The organism is Halorubrum xinjiangense (genome assembly GCF_049604745.1).
Classification (GTDB): Archaea; Halobacteriota; Halobacteria; order Halobacteriales; family Haloferacaceae; genus Halorubrum; species Halorubrum xinjiangense_A.
This window is the reverse complement of record NZ_CP187140.1, coordinates 17,182-35,629: the sequence shown is the minus strand read 5'-3', so window position 1 is coordinate 35,629 and position 18,448 is coordinate 17,182. Positions and strand designations below refer to the sequence as shown.

The 18,448-nt window shown below is 69.9% G+C and carries 17 protein-coding genes and 1 tRNA gene; 13 read left to right on the top strand and 5 right to left on the bottom strand.

All coding sequences use genetic code 11. The features are described 5' to 3' along the window. Positions 1-15: 15 nt before the first annotated feature. From ACOZ35_RS01050 to ACOZ35_RS01030, 5 genes are all read left to right on the top strand, one after another. Complete coding sequence (locus tag ACOZ35_RS01050) at positions 16-1,011, top strand: class I SAM-dependent methyltransferase (RefSeq protein WP_424014647.1); 996 nt, start codon at positions 16-18, stop codon at positions 1,009-1,011. 85 nt (positions 1,012-1,096) lie between these two features. Then, positions 1,097-1,318 (top strand): hypothetical protein, encoded by a 222-nt coding sequence (locus ACOZ35_RS01045; protein WP_424014646.1) that lies wholly within the window; start codon positions 1,097-1,099, stop codon positions 1,316-1,318. Further along, a complete protein-coding gene (locus ACOZ35_RS01040; RefSeq protein ID WP_424014645.1) occupies positions 1,305-1,694 on the top strand; it encodes a peptide ABC transporter ATP-binding protein in 390 nt (129 codons plus the stop codon). The genes ACOZ35_RS01045 and ACOZ35_RS01040 overlap by 14 nt, the downstream gene beginning before the upstream one ends. A gap of 581 nt (positions 1,695-2,275) precedes the next feature. Further along, a tRNA-Thr gene (locus ACOZ35_RS01035) sits at positions 2,276-2,348 on the top strand. Positions 2,349-2,579: 231 nt separating this feature from the next. Then, positions 2,580-2,987 (top strand): DUF4112 domain-containing protein, encoded by a 408-nt coding sequence (locus ACOZ35_RS01030; RefSeq protein WP_424014644.1) that lies wholly within the window; start codon positions 2,580-2,582, stop codon positions 2,985-2,987. Between the two features lie 315 nt (positions 2,988-3,302). Here the strand turns inward: ACOZ35_RS01030 and ACOZ35_RS01025 are convergent, their stop codons facing one another. From ACOZ35_RS01025 to proS, 3 genes are all read right to left on the bottom strand, one after another. Beyond that, complete coding sequence (locus ACOZ35_RS01025; RefSeq protein WP_424014643.1) at positions 3,303-4,604, bottom strand: helix-turn-helix transcriptional regulator; 1,302 nt, start codon at positions 4,602-4,604, stop codon at positions 3,303-3,305. A gap of 108 nt (positions 4,605-4,712) precedes the next feature. Beyond that, positions 4,713-5,909 carry a hypothetical protein gene (locus tag ACOZ35_RS01020; protein WP_424014642.1) on the bottom strand — a complete coding sequence of 399 codons (1,197 nt, stop codon included), beginning with the start codon at positions 5,907-5,909 and terminating at the stop codon, positions 4,713-4,715. A 219-nt stretch (positions 5,910-6,128) separates the two neighbouring features. Then, positions 6,129-7,604 carry a proline--tRNA ligase gene (gene proS / locus ACOZ35_RS01015; protein ID WP_424014641.1) on the bottom strand — a complete coding sequence of 492 codons (1,476 nt, stop codon included), beginning with the start codon at positions 7,602-7,604 and terminating at the stop codon, positions 6,129-6,131. 157 nt (positions 7,605-7,761) lie between these two features. On the opposite strand from proS, the gene ACOZ35_RS01010 reads away from it, so the two are divergent. Beyond that, positions 7,762-8,361: an NUDIX hydrolase gene (locus tag ACOZ35_RS01010; RefSeq protein WP_424014640.1), complete on the top strand. Its 600-nt coding sequence runs from the start codon at positions 7,762-7,764 to the stop codon at positions 8,359-8,361. Positions 8,362-8,873: 512 nt separating this feature from the next. Then, positions 8,874-9,932: a M42 family metallopeptidase gene (locus ACOZ35_RS01005; RefSeq protein ID WP_424014639.1), complete on the top strand. Its 1,059-nt coding sequence runs from the start codon at positions 8,874-8,876 to the stop codon at positions 9,930-9,932. A 28-nt stretch (positions 9,933-9,960) separates the two neighbouring features. On the opposite strand, the gene ACOZ35_RS01000 is transcribed toward ACOZ35_RS01005, so the two are convergent. Then, positions 9,961-11,262 (bottom strand): MFS transporter, encoded by a 1,302-nt coding sequence (locus ACOZ35_RS01000; RefSeq protein ID WP_424014638.1) that lies wholly within the window; start codon positions 11,260-11,262, stop codon positions 9,961-9,963. A 242-nt stretch (positions 11,263-11,504) separates the two neighbouring features. On the opposite strand from ACOZ35_RS01000, the gene ACOZ35_RS00995 reads away from it, so the two are divergent. Next, positions 11,505-12,389, top strand: a complete 885-nt coding sequence (locus tag ACOZ35_RS00995) for a substrate-binding domain-containing protein (protein WP_424014637.1) — start codon at positions 11,505-11,507, stop codon at positions 12,387-12,389. A 4-nt stretch (positions 12,390-12,393) separates the two neighbouring features. On the opposite strand, the gene purH is transcribed toward ACOZ35_RS00995, so the two are convergent. Next, positions 12,394-13,998 (bottom strand): bifunctional phosphoribosylaminoimidazolecarboxamide formyltransferase/IMP cyclohydrolase, encoded by a 1,605-nt coding sequence (purH, locus tag ACOZ35_RS00990; RefSeq protein ID WP_424014636.1) that lies wholly within the window; start codon positions 13,996-13,998, stop codon positions 12,394-12,396. 167 nt (positions 13,999-14,165) lie between these two features. On the opposite strand from purH, the gene purB reads away from it, so the two are divergent. From purB to ACOZ35_RS00965, 5 genes are all read left to right on the top strand, one after another. Further along, complete coding sequence (gene purB, locus ACOZ35_RS00985; protein ID WP_424014635.1) at positions 14,166-15,650, top strand: adenylosuccinate lyase; 1,485 nt, start codon at positions 14,166-14,168, stop codon at positions 15,648-15,650. Between the two features lie 62 nt (positions 15,651-15,712). Next, entirely contained in the window at positions 15,713-16,051 is a 339-nt protein-coding gene (locus ACOZ35_RS00980) for a zinc ribbon domain-containing protein (RefSeq protein ID WP_424014634.1), read from the top strand. Positions 16,052-16,151: 100 nt separating this feature from the next. Beyond that, positions 16,152-17,015 carry a sensor domain-containing protein gene (locus ACOZ35_RS00975; RefSeq protein ID WP_424014633.1) on the top strand — a complete coding sequence of 288 codons (864 nt, stop codon included), beginning with the start codon at positions 16,152-16,154 and terminating at the stop codon, positions 17,013-17,015. Positions 17,016-17,080: 65 nt separating this feature from the next. Next, positions 17,081-17,761, top strand: coding sequence for a hypothetical protein (locus tag ACOZ35_RS00970; RefSeq protein ID WP_424014632.1), 681 nt, complete (start codon positions 17,081-17,083; stop codon positions 17,759-17,761). Next, positions 17,761-18,438, top strand: coding sequence for a metal-dependent hydrolase (locus ACOZ35_RS00965; RefSeq protein WP_424014631.1), 678 nt, complete (start codon positions 17,761-17,763; stop codon positions 18,436-18,438). The genes ACOZ35_RS00970 and ACOZ35_RS00965 overlap by 1 nt, the downstream gene beginning before the upstream one ends. Positions 18,439-18,448: the final 10 nt, after the last annotated feature.

The following is an 18,448-nucleotide window of genomic DNA, read 5'->3' as shown; positions in this document are numbered from 1 at the left end:
CGCGTCCCTCCGACGATGAGCGTTCCCTGCGTCGCCGTCGACCGCGAGCGCGGCGAGAGCGTCCGGAGCCGCCTCGCCGACGCCGACGCCCTCGACGGCGACCACCAGATCGCGGTCGAGGACGACACGATCTATATCCCCGTCATCGACCGCGACCGGGTGCCCGCCGACCTCGCGGACCGGATCGTCGAGCGCGACGCGGCGGCGCGAGACCGTCCGACGACGCCCGCGGAGCTCCTCGGCTACGAGCCCTCCCTGGAGCGGCTGGGCGACATCGTCATCGTCGACGAGGACGACGACGAGCGCGCCCGCGAGATCGCCGACGCCGTGATGGCCGCCGACCTCCCCTGCGAGGCCGTCCTCAACCGCGCGTCGCCGATCGAGGGCGAACTGCGGGTCCGCCGCTGGGACGTGCTGGCCGGGAACGGCACGGAGACGGTCCACCGCGAGTACGGCCACGAGTTCGCGCTCGACGTCGCCGAGGTGTACTTCTCGCCGCGGCTCGCGACCGAGCGCCACCGGGTGGTCGAGCAGGTCGACCCTGGGGAGGCGGCGGTCGACATGTTCGCCGGCGTGGGGCCGTACGCGGTGCCCATGGCGTCCCGGGGCGCCGACGTGGTCGCGTGCGACCTCAACGAGCGCGCGGTCGAGTACCTCCGCGAGAACGCCGAGCGAAACGGGGTCGCAGAGCGGGTGACCGCGATCGCGGGCGACGTGCGCGAGATCGCCGACGAGTACGCCGGCACGGCCGACCGCCTCGTGATGAACCTCCCGCACTCCGCGGACGAATTTCTGGACACGGCGGTCGCGCTCGCGGGCGACGACTGCGTGATTCACTACTACGACATCCAACACGAGGACGACCCGTTCGGTCCGGGCCGCCGGGCCATCGAGGCAGCCGCGGGCGACACCTACGCGGTCGAGGTCCAGACCGAGCGCGTCGTCCGGTCGTACGCCCCCCACGAGTACAACGTCTGTCTCGACGCCCGCCTGACGCGCGTCGAGGGCTGATCCGGTCGAGACGCGCCGCCTCGGAACACCGGCACGACACGTCAGGGCGTCCGTTTATGAGTGTTACTCACTAACATGCTCTTGTATGAGCGACGACGCAGACCCCGAGGAGCGCATCGACGAGACGACCACCTGGCCGGACCTGGCGATCGGACTGTACGACCGACTGACCGGCCGGAACGCTGAGATTCACTACCAGTTCGACGATCTGACCGTCGAGGTGCCGAGCGGGACGGGCGACGACGCCGAGCACGCCGAGTGGCGCGTCGACGGCGGAGTGCGGGTCACGACGAGTGAGTCCGAGTGAGTCGAGCCCGCGGCTCTCGGTCGAGACCGACGACCTGACGCTCTCGGTGGACGGCGTCGACGCCGCGGTCCACGCGACCGACCGCCGGATCTTCGTCGAGGTCGAGAGCCTCCGCGACGCCCTCCGCATCGCCCGGCGGCTTCCGGACGAGTCCGTCTCGAACCGCGCCCTCGCTGAGCTGCCGCGCGCGGGCCTCACCGCCGAGGTCAGGGTCCGCGGGCGAACGGTCGCGGTCGCGGGCGCCGACGCGCGACCGGGTCCCCTCTCGCACCGGCTCGGCCTCGCGCCCGCGGAACTGCGGCTCGGCGGAGTGGTCGGCGCCGGGTACGGCGACCTCTCCGCCGCGGTCCGCCGGGCGCGGCGACTGTTCTCGTAACGCGACTCGTCCGACGCCGTCCGAGCGCGCCGAGCGGTCCGGCCGCTCGCGAGGAGACTCGAGACAGCGAAAAGGCCGCGCCGCCCCGAGGGGGGTGGGGCGGCGCGGCCGGGGCCCGTCACATGACAAGCGGTCGCGGCGGCGGTCTCGGACCAGAGGCGATTCTGCGCTTGGCGCGTCGGAGACGCGTTTTACACGGTAGCCGCGACGGAACGCTGCTGGGGATGACGGCCGCGCCGGGTCGCCGTGGGGGTGACGACCGGCGAGGCTATCGCCGCCCGGTACGGGCTTCGACCGGGCACGCACCGCCGGGGGATTCGATCCCCGCCGTCTCGGCACGCGGGCGGTGTCATCACATTCAGATTGAAGTCCGAACACGTATTTAGTCTTTTTCCTTATACACTTGTATTGTGTTGCGATTTCTTGTGTGTATCAGAATAGTAGTCGAGAGTATTCGGTACGTACGTCCGGTTATTATCGGAATAACTCGCCGCTTCCAGCACGCGGCTCGGCGTGTCGGATCGCCGCTCCGTCCCCGTTTCGGAACCCTTATTTTTCCGTCCGGGAATTGAAGCATGCGTGCCGGAGTAGCTCAGCTGGCAGAGCGATTCCTTCGTAAGGAATAGGTCGGGGGTTCAAATCCCCCCTCCGGCTTCCTGCTGCGAACAACGTGTGCAGCGGAAGCCAAACCAGGATTTGAATCAGGGAGTGAAGCGAAGCGGAACGACCGTGGTTCACAATCCCCCCTCCGGCTCTTCTGACGGAACAACGTGGAGTCGAAGAGCTGCGGGAGGGCCTCGATAAGCCGCGTATACTGCGTTGCTGTGGCTCGTAGGGGTGAATTCCCGGCAGCAGGGTTATTCAGCGCGAAACCGTACGTGATCTATGACGAGAGAAGCGGACGACGAGTTCCAGGCCGAGTTCAACGACCGGATAGATCGCCTCCCGGACTCCGTCGACCGAGCGGCGATCAAGCGCGTACAGTTCGTCGCGTACGTGCTCGACGAGGGCGTCCGCGTGCCGGGGATCGGGTATCGCATCGGCATCGATCCGCTGCTCGGTATCCTCCCGGGGGCGGGAGACGTACTCACCGGCGGAATTTCGCTGTATGTCGTGGTCGAGGCGGCCCGTCTGGGCGTCTCCTACACGACGCTGCTCAAAATGATCGCGAACATCTCCGTGGACGTGGTCGTGGGAACGGTCCCCCTCGTCGGCGACCTCTTCGACGTCGTCTGGAAGGCTAACACGCGAAACTTCGAACTGGTGTTAGAAGAACTCACGGCGGACGCGTAGGAGCTCACCGAAGCTCGCTCGGTCCGATACCTGCCGATCTCGGGATTCCGATCGTTCGGTCACCGTCTCGCGCCAATCGATTTATATTATCCAAATAATATTAGGCGTGTGATTATCTATCATGGGCGCGTATCGAGGTATATGCGACCAAAATACGAGTGTGACAGCGAAGAAGTGTACGAGTGTTTCGAATGCGGCCGGCGGACGGGATCCGCCGGAGAGTGTGAGTGCGGGGGTGAGCTGCTTCACATCGGCCGCTCACGGGACCTGTGACCCCGAGCGGGCGGAACGCTGTGCGGACCGTCGTCGGACCGGTCAGTCGCCGCCGGTAGCGCCGCCCTCGTCGCTCTCGTCTGTTCCGCCGCTCTCCTCGCCCCCGTTTATCCCGTCGCGCTCCTCGTCACCATTGTCGACGCCGCTCCCGTCGCCGTCGTCGTCGTCTCTCCCCGACTCCGCCTCGGGGTCGTAGTCGGGAAGCGAGAGGACGTTCTCGCGGCCCAGTCGGAAGCCGTCGAGGTCGCCCTCGTCGCGCAGTCCGGTCACTACCTGGCTCGTCTTCGCGGCGGTCCAGTCCAGCTCCTCGGCCACCTGCTTCTGTTTCATCCGCCCGCCCTCCGACTCGATCAGCCGAAGCACCTGCTCCTCGTTGCTCAACAGGTCGCTGTCGACCGGCGCCGCCTCGTCCGAGCCGCCCTCCGATCCCGACGCGTCGCCGTCGCCGTCTGTCGATCCCGCTGCCGCCGAGCCGCCAGCAGCCGCCGTCGTCGCCGCCGCGTCCGCTTCGTCACCTGCGGCCGCGTCGGTGGCGGTCCCGTCGCCCGACGTCTCGGTCACGGTATCTCCGCCACCGCCCGCGACGACTCCCGCCTCCCCGTCGCTCCCGTCGTCCCGCCGACGATAGGCGACGGCGCCCCCGGCGACGACGAGGACGGCGAGGAGCGCGACGATGCCGGCCGTCGGGAGCCCGGAGAGCGGGCCCGCGGGCGCGACCGAGATCCGCGGCTGGCCGGCCGAGAAGTCGACCGGCCCGTTCCAGACGACCGACCGGTCGCGCACCTCGCTGGGCTCCGGCGTCGTCTCGTCGAGGCGGTACCCCTCGGGCCACGAGACGATGAGCGACGAGGAGTCGTCTAAGAACAGCCCGTCGACCGCGTCGCCGACGCGCAGTCGGTCCCCGTCGACGGCGGCGAAGTTCGTCCACTCGAACCGGTAGGTCAACACGCCGTACGCCTGCGGGAGCTCGCGCCGCTCGGCGGTGACGGTCGCGTTCGACACAGTCATGTTGCGGCCCGTCGTCGACTCGGCGGTCGCCGCGGTCGAGACCATCCGGTCGCGGAACCGGGTCGTGTACGCCTCCGTGTCGTTCTCCACGTCCGTGCGGAGCTGTTCGAACGCCTGCTCTTCCTCGTCGGTACCGAGCCGGATCCGGTACTCGACGGTCCACTGCGCGTCGCCGTCCGGCTGGACGGCGACCTCCATCGACACGTCGTCCGGCTCGACGTCCATCTGGGCGAAGCCGCCCTCGAACGGGACCGCGCCCGCGCCGCCGGCGCCGAGCGCGAGACCGACGGCTCCGAGGAGGGCGACGACGGCGAGAAGGATCGACGCTCGCTGCACAGATTACGTCACACGGACTGCCGGTAAATTCCTTCCCATCCGGAACGAGATCGAATCGCCGCCGCGGGTCGGGGCGTTCCGAGATCCGCGTTCACGGCGCGACGTCGATCACGCATCGAGGCGAACCGGACCGCCGAGGTCTGTGCGGAACGTCCCTGCCGCACCGTCGATTGACGGGGCGTCCGCGCCGCCGTTCGATCCGTTCCCGTTGGGGCCGCCGTCGCTCGGCCCGGCTCCGCTCGGGCCGCCGTCGCTCCCGGACTCGCTTCCGGAGTCGGCGGGTGGGCCGGTCGACGCGTTACCGGCTCCGTCATCGGTCGCGTTACCGGACCCCGGCGAATCGCTCTGGTTCGACCCGTTCGCGGGACCGGTCTCTGATCCGTTCGCGGCGCCGGTCTCGGACCCGTTCGCGGGACCGGTCTGGGACCCGTTCGCGGCGCCGGTCTCGGACCCGTTCGCGCCTCCCGCGTCCGGCGGTCCGGCGGACCCGTTACCGGGACCACCGAGCGATCCGTTCCCCGATCCCGCTCCGGGGGCTCCGATCGACCCGTTCCCGGAACCCGCTCCCGGCAGCCCGGCCGAGCCGTTTCCCGAACCAGCTCCGAGCGGTCCCTCACCGGCCGGACCAGCGTCGTTCGGCGGGCCGCGCTCGGTCCCATTCCCCGGCGGTCCGCGACGTGCCGGACCGACCGGCCCCCCGACGCCCTCGCCGGCCACGCCGCGGGCGATGGCGGCGACCTCGGGGCCGCTGAGCTCGTTCGCGCGCTCTCGGAGCGTCGCGAGCCGCTCGTCGTCGACGCCCGTCTCGTTACGGACGGCGGGCGGGAGCTCGCTCGCCGCGCTCGCGCTCCGGTTCAGCCCCCGGGAGAGCGTCTCGATCCGCGCGGTCGTCGTCGCCATCCGCGCGGCGTACGCGCCCTGACTCAGCTCGCCGGCCGCGCGGCGCTCGCGGAGCTCCTGCTGCTCTGCTTCCAGCTCCGCGAGCCGCGCTTCGGTCCGGTTCAGGCGCTCCGCGACGACGCCGGCGCGGCTCTCGTTCGTCTCGGCCTCCCGGAGCCCGACCTCGAAGGCGCGCGACTCGACCTCCCCCTCGATCTCGGCGCCTTGGACGCCGACGACCCCGGAGAGCTGCTCGCCGGGGCTGAGGTTTGTTGCGTTCGCGCCGCTCGCGTTCTCGCCGTCGCTCGCGTCGGTCGGCGAATCGGTCTGTGCGGTCGCCACTCCCGCCGGCGCGGCCGCGGCGGCCCCGGCGATCACTGCCGCGGTGACGGCCACGACGACGAGGCTCGCAATCCATCGGTTCATTACCTGCGTGTACACGCTCCGTCCCTATATACCCGAAACTCCGTTAAGCCGGATCAACGCGGATTAATCGCACGACGTGACGGGGGCGGCCCGTCGTCACGAAACCGCGGTCGTTTCGGTCAGAAAACGCGGTCGTCCCGTCCAGAAAACGCGGAGCGTTCGGCCCGTCACGCCGAGGGGGCCCGTCCATCCATCCGTCCGTCCGTTCGTCCGCCCGAGTCAGTACGTCTTCGCGAAGTAGGCGGTCCGCTCGGCGTCGGCGTCGCACATGGCGCAGGTCTCGCCGTGGTCCCCGTCGGCGAGGGGGTCGTCGTCCTCGAACGGGACCATCACGATCTCGGCGGCCAGCGGCTCCTTGATCGGCTCCTCGCAGGCCTCGTCGCCGCACCACGGCGCCTTCACGTAGCCGCCGTGCTGGCCGAGCGTCCCGAGGATCTCCGCGCGGTCGTCGGCCTCGCGCACGCCCTCGTCGAGGGTCTCCTCGGCGGTCGCGTACAGCTTGGCGTAGATCTCGTCGAACTCGTCGCGGACGGTCTCGGCGACGCCGTCGCGGTCGACCTCGACGCTCTCGCCGTCGGGGCGGTGGACGAGCGTGAGCTCCTCGTCGTCGACCTCGTGGGGGCCGATCTCGATCCGGAGCGGGATCCCGTTCAGTTCGTGTTCGTTGAACTTGAAGCCGGGGTTGCGCTCGTCGCGGTCGTCGAGCTCGACGCGGATCCCGGCGTCGTCGAGGTCGTCGACCACGCCCTCGGCGTAGTCGAGCACGTCGTCTTTCGTGTCCTCCTGCCAGATGGGGACGACGACGACCTGCGTGGGCGCGACCGTGTGCGGGAGGACGAGTCCCTGCTCGTCGGAGTGGGTCATGATCAGCGCGCCCAGCGCACGCCACGAGAGCCCCCACGAGGTGGTGTGGGCGGTCCGCTCCTCCTCGTCCTCGTCGGAGTAGGTGATGTCGAACGCCTCCGCGAACGACTGGCCGAGGTGATGGGAGGTGCCCGCTTGGACCGACTTCCCGTCGGGCATCAACGCCTCGACGGTCGTCGTCGTGTCCGCGCCGGGGAACTTGTCGTGGTCGGGCTTTTGCCCTTTCAGGACCGGCAGCGCGAGCAGGTCCTCGTAGACGGACTCGTACTGGTCGAGTCGCGTCATCGTCTCCTCCCAGGCGTCCTCGTGGGTCGCGTGCGCGGTGTGTCCCTCCTGCCAGAGGAACTCCTTCGTGCGGAAGAACGGCTTCGTCTCGGTCGCCTCCCAGCGCACGACGGAGCACCACTGGTTCACGCGCAGCGGGAGGTCGCGGTGGCTACGGATCCACTGCGAGATGTACGGCGTGATGATCGACTCGGAGGTGGGGCGGACCGCGAGCCGCTCTTCGAGCTCCTTGTTGCCCGCCTCGTCGACCCACGCGACCTCGGGGTCGAACCCCTCGACGATGTCCTTCTCGCGTTCGAGGTACGACTCGGGGATGAAGAGGGGGAAGTAGGCGTTCTGGACGCCGGTGTCCTTGAACTTCGCGTCGAGGAACCCCTGAAGCCGCTCCCAGACCGCGTACGCCCGCGGACGGGTGACGATGAAGCCGCTCATTCCCTCGGGCCCGTAGTCGGCCAGCCCGGCCTTCCGTACGACCTCGGCGTACCACTCGCCGGTGTTGTGCGTCTTGGACTCGGTGATCCCGAGCTCCTGGTCGTCGTCGCTCATTACTCTCGAAAGCGGGTGTCGCGGGCTTAAAAGGTCCGAACCCGACCGCCGCGGCGTCCGCGGCGAACCGGAGCCATCGGCTCCCCGTCGAGCGTTCACATCCCACGCGGACGGAATCCGCGGAAACGTTAACCGCCTCGCGTCGCCTATCTCGACCATGGACCTGTCGGGGCTGCGTCGACACGCGCCGCAGTCGCTCGCCGGGCGGCGGGAGGCCGCGGTGTTGGCGCCGGTGATCGCGCGCGACGGCGAGGCCCACCTCCTTTTCACCAAGCGCGCCGCGCACCTCGGCGAACACCCCGGACAGATGAGCTTCCCCGGCGGCGGCCGCGAGCCGATCGACCGGACGCTGACCGACACCGCGCTGCGCGAGGCCGACGAGGAGGTGGGTATGCGACCGAACGAGGTCGACGTCATGGGTCGGATCGACGACACGCGGACGTCGAGCAAGTACGCGGTCCGCCCGTTTGTCGGCGTCGCGCCCGACCGCGAGTACGTCCCCGACGAGTCGGAGGTCGCGGAGGTGGCGATCCTCGCCGTCGACGCGCTCACCGACCCCGCCAACTACGAGTCGGAGCGCCGCGTCGGCCACCCGGAGTACGGCGACCACCGCGTCCACTACTTCCACGTCGACGGCTACACCGTCTGGGGCGTGACGGGCCGGATGGTCGTCCAGCTGCTGGAGCGGACGACCGACTGGCGCGCGCCCGCCGAACCGGACCGCGTTGTCGGCGCGGACGCCGAACTGCCGATCTGAGTAGAACTCCGCGTAGGTCGTTCACTTATAAATGACTGCCAGTAGATCGGCGGTGTCCACCGCCAAATCACCAGTCGCTCACTTATAAATAGCTGAGAACAGATCGACCGCGAACGCCTCCAAAGCCCCACCCGTGAGGCGGGCGCACGCTCGCTGCGGTCCTCAGTCGGTCGCTCGCGTTGCTCGCTCCCCTCCCTGCGGTCCTTACGTCGCCTGCGCCCGCCTCACGGCTGCCCCTTTGAGTCCCGCCCCGCACAGCGCCGCACAGCACCTCACACCTCCCCAACCTCGTCGGTCGCCCGTCGCTTCGCTCGGGCGACCGACTCCCTCGCGCGTGCTCCTCGCGGCCGCCTTCGGCGGCCACTCGGAGGCACGCGCCACCGCCGAGGTTTATAAGCAATTCTCATCACCGTTCACGGTTATTTAAATACCGGGCCGCTCGCGGTTCGGCGAAGGCCGACGGTCGTGCCGGATCCTGCGGACCTTTGTCGCTGGCGCGGTCATAGCGTGGTATGCCACGCGAGTTCGACTTCGACTTCGACCTGCTGCGAGAGCTGACCGAGGCGCGCGGCGTCCCCGGCTACGAGGACGACGTCCGCGAGATCGTGCGCCGCGAGTTCGCCGACAGCGTCGACCGCGTCCGGAGCGACGCGATGGGCAACGTCGTCGGCACGGTCGAGGGCGACTCGGACTACTCGGTCGCCGTCGCGGCCCACATGGACGAGATCGGCTTCATGGTCCGCCACGTCACCGACGAGGGGTTCGTCCAAGTCGACCCGCTCGGCGGCTTCGACGCGCGGGTGCTGCGCGCCCAGCGCGTCACCGTCCACGGCGACGAGGACCTGACGGGCGTCATCGGCTCCGTCCCGCCGCACACGCTCACGGAGGAACAGCAGGAGAAGGACGACGAGGTGAAAGACGTCTTCATCGACCTCGGGCGCGACGCCGAGGCGGTCGAAGAGTTGGTGAGCGTCGGCGATCTCGTCACTCTCGACCAGACCACGACGCGGATGGGCGACCGGGTCACGGGGAAGGCGCTCGACGACCGGATCTGCCTGTTCGCGATGCTGGAGGCCGCCCGCCGCATTGAGGACCCCGACGTGACGATCCACTTCGCGGCGACCGTTCAGGAGGAGGTCGGGCTTCGGGGCGCGCAGGCGCTCGGCGTCGATATCGACCCCGACCTCGCGGTCGCCCTCGACGTCACCGTCGCCAACGACGTGCCGCAGATCGGCGACCCGGCCGACGCCGTCACCGAACTCGGCGAGGGGACGGCGGTGAAGCTGAAGGACTCCTCGGTGATCACCAGCCCGAAGGTCCACGGCCGACTGACTGAGGTGGCGGAAGCGGAGGAGATCGACCACCAGCACGAGGTGTTGCCCGCGGGCGGCACCGACACCGCCGGATTCCAGAACACGGCGGGCGCGAAGCCCGTCGGCGCCATCTCGATCCCGACGCGGTACCTCCACACCGTCACCGAGACCGCGGACGGCGGCGACGTCGAGGCGACGATCGACCTGCTGACGGCCTTCCTGGAGTCGGAGACGGGCGAGCACGACTACACGCTGTAGGCGGATTTGTCCTCGCGCCGCAGTCGGGTCAGTCGTCGCCGGGGACGGCCCCGCCCGGATCCCGGCGAGCGCGGTGGGCCGAGCGCGCCTGCCACGCGAAGCCGGTGGTCGCGAACGCGATGAACGCGGCCGCGAGCAGGAACCCCGTCTCGGTGGTCGTCCAGTCCATCGTGGTACCGACCAGCACGGGCCCGACCACCTGTCCGACCTTCCACGAGACGGAGCGCAGGCTCATCGCGCTGGCGACGGAGTCGTACGCCTCGCCCTCGCTGACGAACAGCGACATGCTCGCCGGCAGCCGGATCGAGTCGGCGATCCCGAGCAGCGAGTAGGCGCCGAACAGCGCGAAGAACGCCCCGCCCAGCGTCTGCGAGTCGCCGAGGTAGGAGACGGTGACCGGCGAGAGCGTCCCCTCGAAGTACGCCGCGAGCGGGATGATCGCCGTGCCGACGCCGTACAGGAGCGCGCCGACCGCGACGAACAGGTACGTGCGCTCGTAGCGGTCGGTGAGGTCGCCGACGAACCCCTGCGTGAGCGCCTTCGTCAGCTTCCCGCCGGCCATGATCCAGCCGATCGCGAACGCGGAGATGCCGAACGTTGTGCGCGCGTAGATGGGGAGGAAGATGATCACCGCCATCTTCCCGACGCTGAACGTGAACCGGAAGAAGACGAGCGCGCGCAACATCGGGAGGCCGAGCAGCGACCGGAACGTCTCCAGCCCGCCAGCCTCTTCGGGATCCTTCCGGCCGCCGGGATTGTCGCGGAGGAACGCGAAGACGAGGGCGAACGCGGCGAGCGTGACGAGCGTCAAGACGAGGTACGTCTCCGCGAACCCATAGGCGTACAGGAGGTAGCCGCCGACGAGGTCGCCCGCGAGCGACGAGAAGGAGGCGAATTGGTTGTACGAGCCGAGCCAGCGCCCCTGCTCGTCGTCCGGGCTGATCTCCCCGATCACAGTCGCGCCCGTGATCCAGAGGACGCTCGCGCCGAGCCCCTGGACCATCCGCACGAGGATGATGTGGACGGAGCTGTCGACCAGCGCGAAGCCGACGAAGACGGCGACGTTGATCAGGAAGCCGCCGAGCAGCCACCGCTTCGCGTTGCCGGTGTCGACCTTCCGCCCCAGCGGGAGGACGATGACCAGCTGGACGATCGCGAAGGCGGTGCCGAACAGGCCCTCGATGAACCCGGTGGTGCCGAAGAGATCCGCGTACAGCGCCAAGGCGATGAGGATCGTCGAGTACGCCTGACTGCGGGCGAACGCGGTCCCGGCGAGCGCCGCGAACTCGCGGTCCCCGAGCAGCCGTACCGAGTTGCCGAACTGCGCCACGGTCGTCTCTGATTCGAAGCAAGGACAGCCCGAGAAAAAAGCGCCGTCGATCCGGCGGTCCGGGTGGGGTTGTCACTCGGGGCTGGGTCGTCGCTCGGGGCTGGGTTGTCACTCGGGGCTGGGTTGTCACTCGGGGCTGGGTCGTCGCTCCGGCCGAGGTCCGAGCCGCCCGAGGGCACCCCTATATAACTGAAACAAGTTACTATATGATTCTAAGTACCTGTATTCAGTTACCTACACGTATGCGCCGTCGACAGTACCTGCGGGCGCTCGGTCTCGGTGGGGCCGCCTCGCTGACCGGCTGTGCGAGTCGGGCGGGCGAGACCGCCCCCCGTCCCGGATCGCTGACGCTCGCCACCGCCACGACGGCGTACGACAGCGGACTGTTGCCCGTCCTCAACCGCGGATTCGCCGAACGGTTCGGGACGGAGGTTGAAGCGGTCGTTCGCGGGACCGGCGCCTCGCTCCGTACCGCCCGGGACGGCGACTGCGACATCGTCCTCGTCCACGCCCGGCCGCTGGAAGACGAGTTCCTCAGGGAAGGCGAGGGAATCAACCGTCGCAGGCTGATGGTCAACGACTTTCTGGTCGTCGGGCCGCCCGATGACCCCGCGGGCGTCGCGGGAGACGACCCGACGTCGGCGTTCCGGGCAATCGCGGAGGCGGAGGCGACGTTCCTGTCGCGGGGCGACCGGTCGGGAACGCACATCCGGGAACTCCGGATCTGGGACGAGGCGAGCGTCGACCCCGGCGGCGACTGGTACCTCGAAACCGGTCAGGGAATGGGCGACACGCTCACCACGGCGCAGCAGTCGAACGCCTACACCCTCGTCGACCGCGGAACCTTCCTCGCCGTCGCCGACGACGACGGCCTCGCCCGCCACGTCGACGTCGGAATCGACGACCCGCCGCCGCTCCTCCGGAACGAGTACGCGGTCATCCCCGTCAACCCGGCTCGTCACGACGTGTCGTACGCGCGAGCCATGTCCTACGTCGGCTACCTCACCGGTCCCGGACAGTCCCTGATCGAGGAGTTCCGGGTCGGCGGGGAGCGAGCGTTCCGCCCGCTCGGGCGGTCCTCCGATCCCGAGTTCGAGCAGTACGTCCCGAGCGATTGGGACGGGTAAGAGTCTAATCGTGCCGGAAGCAGCGCGACCCGGTGAACGCCATCGCCATGTCGCGCTCGTCGGCCGCGGCGATCACGTCCTCGTCGTTGACGGAGCCGCCGGGCTGGATTATCGCCTCGATGCCGGCGTCGGCCGCCTCCTCGACCGCGTCCGGGAACGGGAAGAACGCGTCCGAGGCCATCACCGCACCCTCGGCGGACTTCCCCTCCGCGTCCTTCTCGGCTTTCATCGCCGCGAGCGTGACCGCGTCGACCCGGGACACCTGCCCCATCCCGACGCCGACCGTCTCGGTACCGGTCGCGAAGAGGATGCCGTTCGATTTCACGTGTTTCAGCGTCTTCCAGGCGAACAGCATCGTCTCGACCTGCTCGTCGGTCGGCTCGCGCTCGGTGACGAACTCCAAGTCCTCGGCGGTCGGCGACTGCCGGTCGCGCTCCTGAACGAGGCGGCCGCCGACGATGGGCTTCTCCGTGAACCGCTCGGAGAAGCGGTCGTCGCCCTCGCCGAGCGGACCGACGTCGAGCACGCGGAGGTTCTTCTTCTCGCGGAGCACGTCGAGCGCGCTGTCGGTGTAGCCGGGCGCGACGACGACCTCCTTGAAGGAGTCGGCGACCGCGGTGGCGGTGTCGGCGTCGCACTCGCGGTTCAGGGCGACGATGCCGCCGAACGCGGACTTCGCGTCGGTGCGCAGCGCGCGGTCGTACGCGTCCGCGAGGTCCGAGCCGACGGCGCAGCCCGCGGGGTTCGTGTGCTTGATCACCGCGGCCGCGGGTTCGTCGAACTCCTTGACGAGGTCGAGGGCCGCGTCGGCGTCGTTGTAGTTGTTGTACCCCATCCCCTTCGCGCCGGGGTTCAACTGCTCGGCGTCGACGACGCTCGCCTCCTCACAGCCGTCGTCGACGTATAAGGCGGCGTCCTGATGCGGGTTCTCGCCGTAGCGCAGCGAGGTGGTGCGCTCCTCGGAGACGAACCGGCGCTCCGGGAAGTCGCCGCCCACGTCGCCCTCGACCGCGACGCGCTCCGGACTCCCGTCGGCGTCGCGCTCGACGGTCACGCGGTCCTCGGCGAACCAGCGGACTGCGCGCGGGTACGCCGTGAACTCGGCCTCGCGGAGGACGCGCGCCTTCAGCGAGTCGGCGTCGTCGTCCTCGTACACCGGGATCGGCTCCTGGGTGACGACCGGGCCGGCGTCGACCGCCTCGGTGACGACGTGGACCGTACAGCCGGTCGTGCGGACGCCGGCCTCCAGCACCTGCTCGTGGGCGTCCATGCCGGGGAACGACGGGAGCAGCGATGGGTGGACGTTCAGCGTCGTCGGGACGGCGTCGAGGAACTCGTCGGTGAGGACGCGCATGTAGCCGTCGAGGCAGACGAGGTCGACGTCGTAGTCGGAGAGGCGCTCGACGATCCGGCGCTCGTGCGACTCGCGCGACTCGCCCTCGTCGCGTTCGACGACCTCGGTCGGGATCCGGCGCTCGGTCGCGGCCCCCAGCACGGGCGCCTGCTCGCGGTTCGTCAGGACGACCGACAGCTCCGCCCCGCCGGGCGCGGCGTCGGCGATGTGTCTGAGGTTCCGTCCCCGGTTGCTCGCGAGTCCCGCGATCTTCATACCCGACGGTCCGACCGATCGGGTATATCGATTGCGGTCCACGCCGCGGTGGTGTACACGTTTGCGGATCGGAACGCCCACACGACGCGCTTCGAGCCGGCTACGGATCCACGTCCGTGCGACGCCCCATCGACACGCTTTTGCTGGCGCCGGGGGCAGTCGCGGACATGACCGACGACTCCGAACCGACGGCGGACGACGCCGGACCGACAGCGGGCGCCATCGCCGGGCTATCCCGTTCGGACCCGCTCGCGGCCGTCTCGCCGCTTGACGGCCGCTACGCTGGCCGGACGGCACCGCTGTCCCCGTACGCCAGCGAGGCCGCGCTGATGCGCGCGCGGACCCGCGTCGAGGTCGAGTACCTGCTCGCGCTGGGCGCGCTCGACGCGATCCCGATCGGCTTCGACGAGGCGACGGAGGCGGCGCTCCGCGGGATCTACGAGGGGTTCGACGCCGAGGACGCGCGGCTGATCAAGGCGCTGGAGACCGAGGGTGCCGCCGGGTACGACGCGACCAACCACGACGTGAAGGCGGTCGAGTACTTCCTCCGCGTCCGGCTGTCGGAGTTGGTCGAAGAGAACGACGCCCCGCTCGCCGACGCCGAGTCGCTGTACCCGTGGATCCACTTCGGGCTCACGAGCGAGGACGTGAACAACCTCGCGCACCGCCTGCTGCTCAAGCCCGCGGTGAGCGAGGTGATCGTCCCCGCGGTCCGCGAGGTGCGCGACGCGCTCGTCGAGCTGGCACAGGAGCACCGCGACACGCCGATGCTGGCGCGCACGCACGGCCAGCCCGCGACGCCGACCACCTTCGGCAAGGAGATGGCGGTGTACGCCGCTCGGCTCGGCCGCGCGCTGGGCCGGGTCGTCGTCGCGAACGGGGACCTTTCCGGGAAGCTCGCGGGGGCGTCCGGCACCTACGCGGCGCACCGCGCGGCCTACCCCGACGTCGACTGGCAGGGGTTCTCCGAGTCGTTCGTCCGTGACCTCGAACTGGAGCACACCGCGCTCGCGACGCAGGTGAATCCCTGCGACGACCTCGCGGCGCTGTTCGACGCGCTGCGCGGCGTCAACAACGTCCTCCTCGATTTAGACCTCGACGCGTGGCTGTACGTCTCCGACCGCTATCTCGGCCAGGAGGCCGTCGAGGGCGAGACGGGGTCGTCGACGATGCCCCACAAGGTGAATCCGATCGACTTCGAGAACAGCGAGGGGAACCTCTCGAAGGCGAACTCCGATCTCACCTTCCTCGCCGACTACGTGACGACCTCCCGGCTCCAGCGCGATCTCTCGGACTCCACCGTCAAGCGCAACGTCGGCGCCGCCCTCGCCCACTGCCTGATCGGCTACTCGAAGGCCGCCGACGGGCTCGGGAAGGTCGTCCCGAACGAGACCGTCATGCGCGAGGAGCTGGACGCGACCCCCGAGGTGATCGGCGAGGCGGTCCAGACGATCCTGCGCCGCGAGGGTGACACCGCGGCCTACGAGCGCGTGAAGGCGCTCTCGCGCGGCCGGTCGGTGACGCTCGACGACTTCCGCGAGCTGTTCGACGACCTCGACGTCGACGACGCGGTCCGCGCGGAGCTGAAGGCGCTGACCCCGGCCGGCTACACCGGCTTCGCCGACGAGCTCGTCGACGAGATCGACGAGTAGCGCCACAAAGGGACCGGGAAACGCCACAAGAGGTTTAGCGATCGCGGGAGCAGGGGACACCGATGCCCTCCGACAACGACGAGGAGACGGAGTACTCCGTCTTCGGCGACGAACCGAACAACGAGTGGGACGACGCGGGGGACGGCGATCGCGCCGCTCCCGACTCGGCTCACACGGGAGAACGGCCCGAGTCGCTGGCGGCCGGAGACGACGACGGCTGCCCGAAGTGCGGACACGCGGAGACGGAAACCGACGAGATCGCGACGAGCGGGACCGGCCTCACGAAGATGTTCGACGTTCAGAACCGCAAGTTCGTCGTGGTCTCGTGTGCGAACTGCGGCTACTCGGAGCTGTACAAGGGACAGTCGACTGGGAACGCCATCGACTTCTTCATCGGGTAGCCGGGCGCGACGCGACCCGGATCGCCCCGCTTTTGAACTCTCTCGGGCCCCGTCGATTGCGATCGATTTATGTCGGCGGAGAGAAATGTTACGGCCGCGCATGGTCTCCCTCCGTTCACTCTCAACCCTCCCGGTCGTCGGCGTCCTCGTCGACGGCCGAACGTACAGACACCTGTTGTACCTCCTGCTCGCGATCCCGCTCGGGTTCGTCTACTCGATGCTGTTCTCGTTCGGGTTCGTGTTCGGACTCCTCTTCTCCGTGGTGCTGGTCGGGCTCGTCGTCCTGCTGGCGACGCTGATCGGCGCCCGGATCGCGGCCGGCTTCGAGCGCTGGCTCGCCAACGGGCTGTTGGGCACGGATCTCGACCGATACGACGACGTGCCCGAGGACGCGGGCGGCGCGCTCGCGGGGGTCAAGAAGTACGTCGACGCGGCGTCGACGTGGCGGGGCGTCGGCTTCCTCTCGCTGAAGTTCTTCGTCACCGTGGTCGCGTTCGTCCCGCTGGTCGCGCTCGCGAACGGGCTCCCGCTGATCCTCGCCCCGCTTCGGTACCCCCACGTGGCCACCTTCGGCGAGTCCGACGGGGAGCCGGTGACGTGGGCGATCGACACGCTCCCCGAGGCGCTTTTGGCGGTCGCGGTCGGAATCGGCGCGGTGCTCGCGGCGCTCCACGTCACGAACCTCGTCGCGTACGTCTGCCGGCAGATGACGACCGCGCTGCTCGGAGAGCCCCGGACGAACGCGGAGACGCCGGCCGAGGACCCGGTGGCGATCGGCGACGGCCCGGCGACGACCGAAGAGGACCCGGCGACGACCGACGAGGGGTCGGCGGCGACCGACGGAGCCTCCACCGGCTCCGAGCCTACCGAAGCTTCGCCCCCCGAGGCCGACGAGTTCATCCCGGCGGACGCGGTCGAGCCGGGCTCGGACGAGGGCCCGAACCGGGCGGAAGACGGCTCCTGATCCGGCGGTATCGCGGCGACTTCCGCCCCCGGTGCGCTTATCCTCGTGCGATCGTCAGGGGCGGTATGGCTCCGACGCTCGTCGCCGCCGCCGTCGGCGCGCTGCTGGCGGCGGCCCTGCTCGGCGCCGCGTTCGACCGGCGCGCGGTCGCGGTCGTCGTCGCGGCCGCCGTCCTCCCCTCCCTCGACGCGGCCGCGAGCCTCGTCGTCCCGGGCGCGACGAACGCGCTCCTCCACGCGGTCTGGCTACCCCTCCTCGCCGGCGTGCTCCTCTACTGGGACACGACGCTGCGCCCCGGGTCGAGCCTCCGCGATCGGTGGGGCCCCCGCGGCGTGCGGGTCGGGTGGGCCGCGCTCGCGTCGTTCGTCGTCGCCGGGATCGGCTCGGCGCTGTTCGCCGGCGAGGGCGCGGCGCTGCTGTACCCGCTGGAGGACGCGCGCTACGTCGTCCGCGGGCGACTCGTGTTCTCGACGCAGGAGGGTGTCGTCCAGACGTTCCTGACGCTCGGCGCTGAGGGTCCGGGAATCCTGCCCTTAGAGCGCGTCGGCGGTGCGGTCGCCGACCCGGTCGCCTCGTGGGTCAACCCGGACGGCCGGCCCGGCCTCGATCCGGGCGCCGACCGCGAGTTCCGGTTCGTCGACGGCGGGTGGCAGCTGGTCGTCGTCGCCGCCGCGGCCGCGACGCTCGCGGTCCGGTTCCGGTCCCGCGATCGGGACGCGGAGACCGACGGCGGGGTGAGCCGCTGATGCCCTCGACGGTCGTCCACGCCGGGTTCGCGCTGCTGCTCGCGGCGGGGCTGCTCGGTGCGTACTACGACCGGCGGGCGCTCGCGGTCCTGCTCGTCGTCCTCGTGATACCGGAGGCCGACAGCTTCCTCGGGGTGGTCATGGCGGGCGCGCACCGCACGGTCGGGCACAACTTCGTCTTCCCCGCGGCCGCCGCGCTGGCGCTGTACTACGACACGCGGGTCCGAGCGGAGTCGTGGCTCCGGGAGCGGCTCTCACCGCGGTGGATCGCGGTCGCGTGGGTCGCCGTCTTCGTCCACGTCTTCGCGCACGTCGCGATCGACTGGACCCACCTCGACGGCGTGAACGCGTTCTGGCCGCTCCGCGACCGGTTCTTCCACCTCGACGGGGAGATCCTCTACTCGACGGCCGACGGGTTCGTCCAAACGTTCGTCGACGTCCGCCTCGACCCGGAGACGGGGTCACGGACCGTCGACGCGGGCGCGGGCGGCACCAGCGAGTCGGTCCACGTCAGCAACCCCGTCCAGCCGCGCGACCCGGACGTCGACGTCGAGGAGCCGGTCGACCGCCGGTTCCCGATCGCCAACAGCGGGTGGCGGCTCTACCTGATCGGCCTGGGGCTGTTCGCGCTCGGCGCCCGACGGCTCCAGGGCGACGGCGTCGGAGACGACGAATGATCGGCCCCCA

Excerpts from the sequence above, each read along its gene's own strand:
- ACOZ35_RS00970 (WP_424014632.1), top strand. The coding sequence starts at position 17,081 with ATGGCTCCGACGCTCGTCGCCGCCGCCGTCGGCGCGCTGCTGGCGGCG.
- proS (WP_424014641.1), bottom strand. The coding sequence starts at position 7,604 with ATGAGCGACGACGACCAGGAGCTCGGGATCACCGAGTCCAAGACGCAC.
- ACOZ35_RS01030 (WP_424014644.1), top strand. The coding sequence starts at position 2,580 with ATGACGAGAGAAGCGGACGACGAGTTCCAGGCCGAGTTCAACGACCGG.
- ACOZ35_RS01045 (WP_424014646.1), top strand. The coding sequence starts at position 1,097 with ATGAGCGACGACGCAGACCCCGAGGAGCGCATCGACGAGACGACCACC.
- ACOZ35_RS01005 (WP_424014639.1), top strand. The coding sequence starts at position 8,874 with ATGCCACGCGAGTTCGACTTCGACTTCGACCTGCTGCGAGAGCTGACC.
- ACOZ35_RS00995 (WP_424014637.1), top strand. The coding sequence starts at position 11,505 with ATGCGCCGTCGACAGTACCTGCGGGCGCTCGGTCTCGGTGGGGCCGCC.
- ACOZ35_RS00975 (WP_424014633.1), top strand. The coding sequence starts at position 16,152 with ATGGTCTCCCTCCGTTCACTCTCAACCCTCCCGGTCGTCGGCGTCCTC.
- ACOZ35_RS00980 (WP_424014634.1), top strand. The coding sequence starts at position 15,713 with ATGCCCTCCGACAACGACGAGGAGACGGAGTACTCCGTCTTCGGCGAC.
- ACOZ35_RS01050 (WP_424014647.1), top strand. The coding sequence starts at position 16 with ATGAGCGTTCCCTGCGTCGCCGTCGACCGCGAGCGCGGCGAGAGCGTC.
- ACOZ35_RS00965 (WP_424014631.1), top strand. The coding sequence starts at position 17,761 with ATGCCCTCGACGGTCGTCCACGCCGGGTTCGCGCTGCTGCTCGCGGCG.
- purB (WP_424014635.1), top strand. The coding sequence starts at position 14,166 with ATGACCGACGACTCCGAACCGACGGCGGACGACGCCGGACCGACAGCG.
- ACOZ35_RS01010 (WP_424014640.1), top strand. The coding sequence starts at position 7,762 with ATGGACCTGTCGGGGCTGCGTCGACACGCGCCGCAGTCGCTCGCCGGG.
- ACOZ35_RS01020 (WP_424014642.1), bottom strand. The coding sequence starts at position 5,909 with ATGAACCGATGGATTGCGAGCCTCGTCGTCGTGGCCGTCACCGCGGCA.
- purH (WP_424014636.1), bottom strand. The coding sequence starts at position 13,998 with ATGAAGATCGCGGGACTCGCGAGCAACCGGGGACGGAACCTCAGACAC.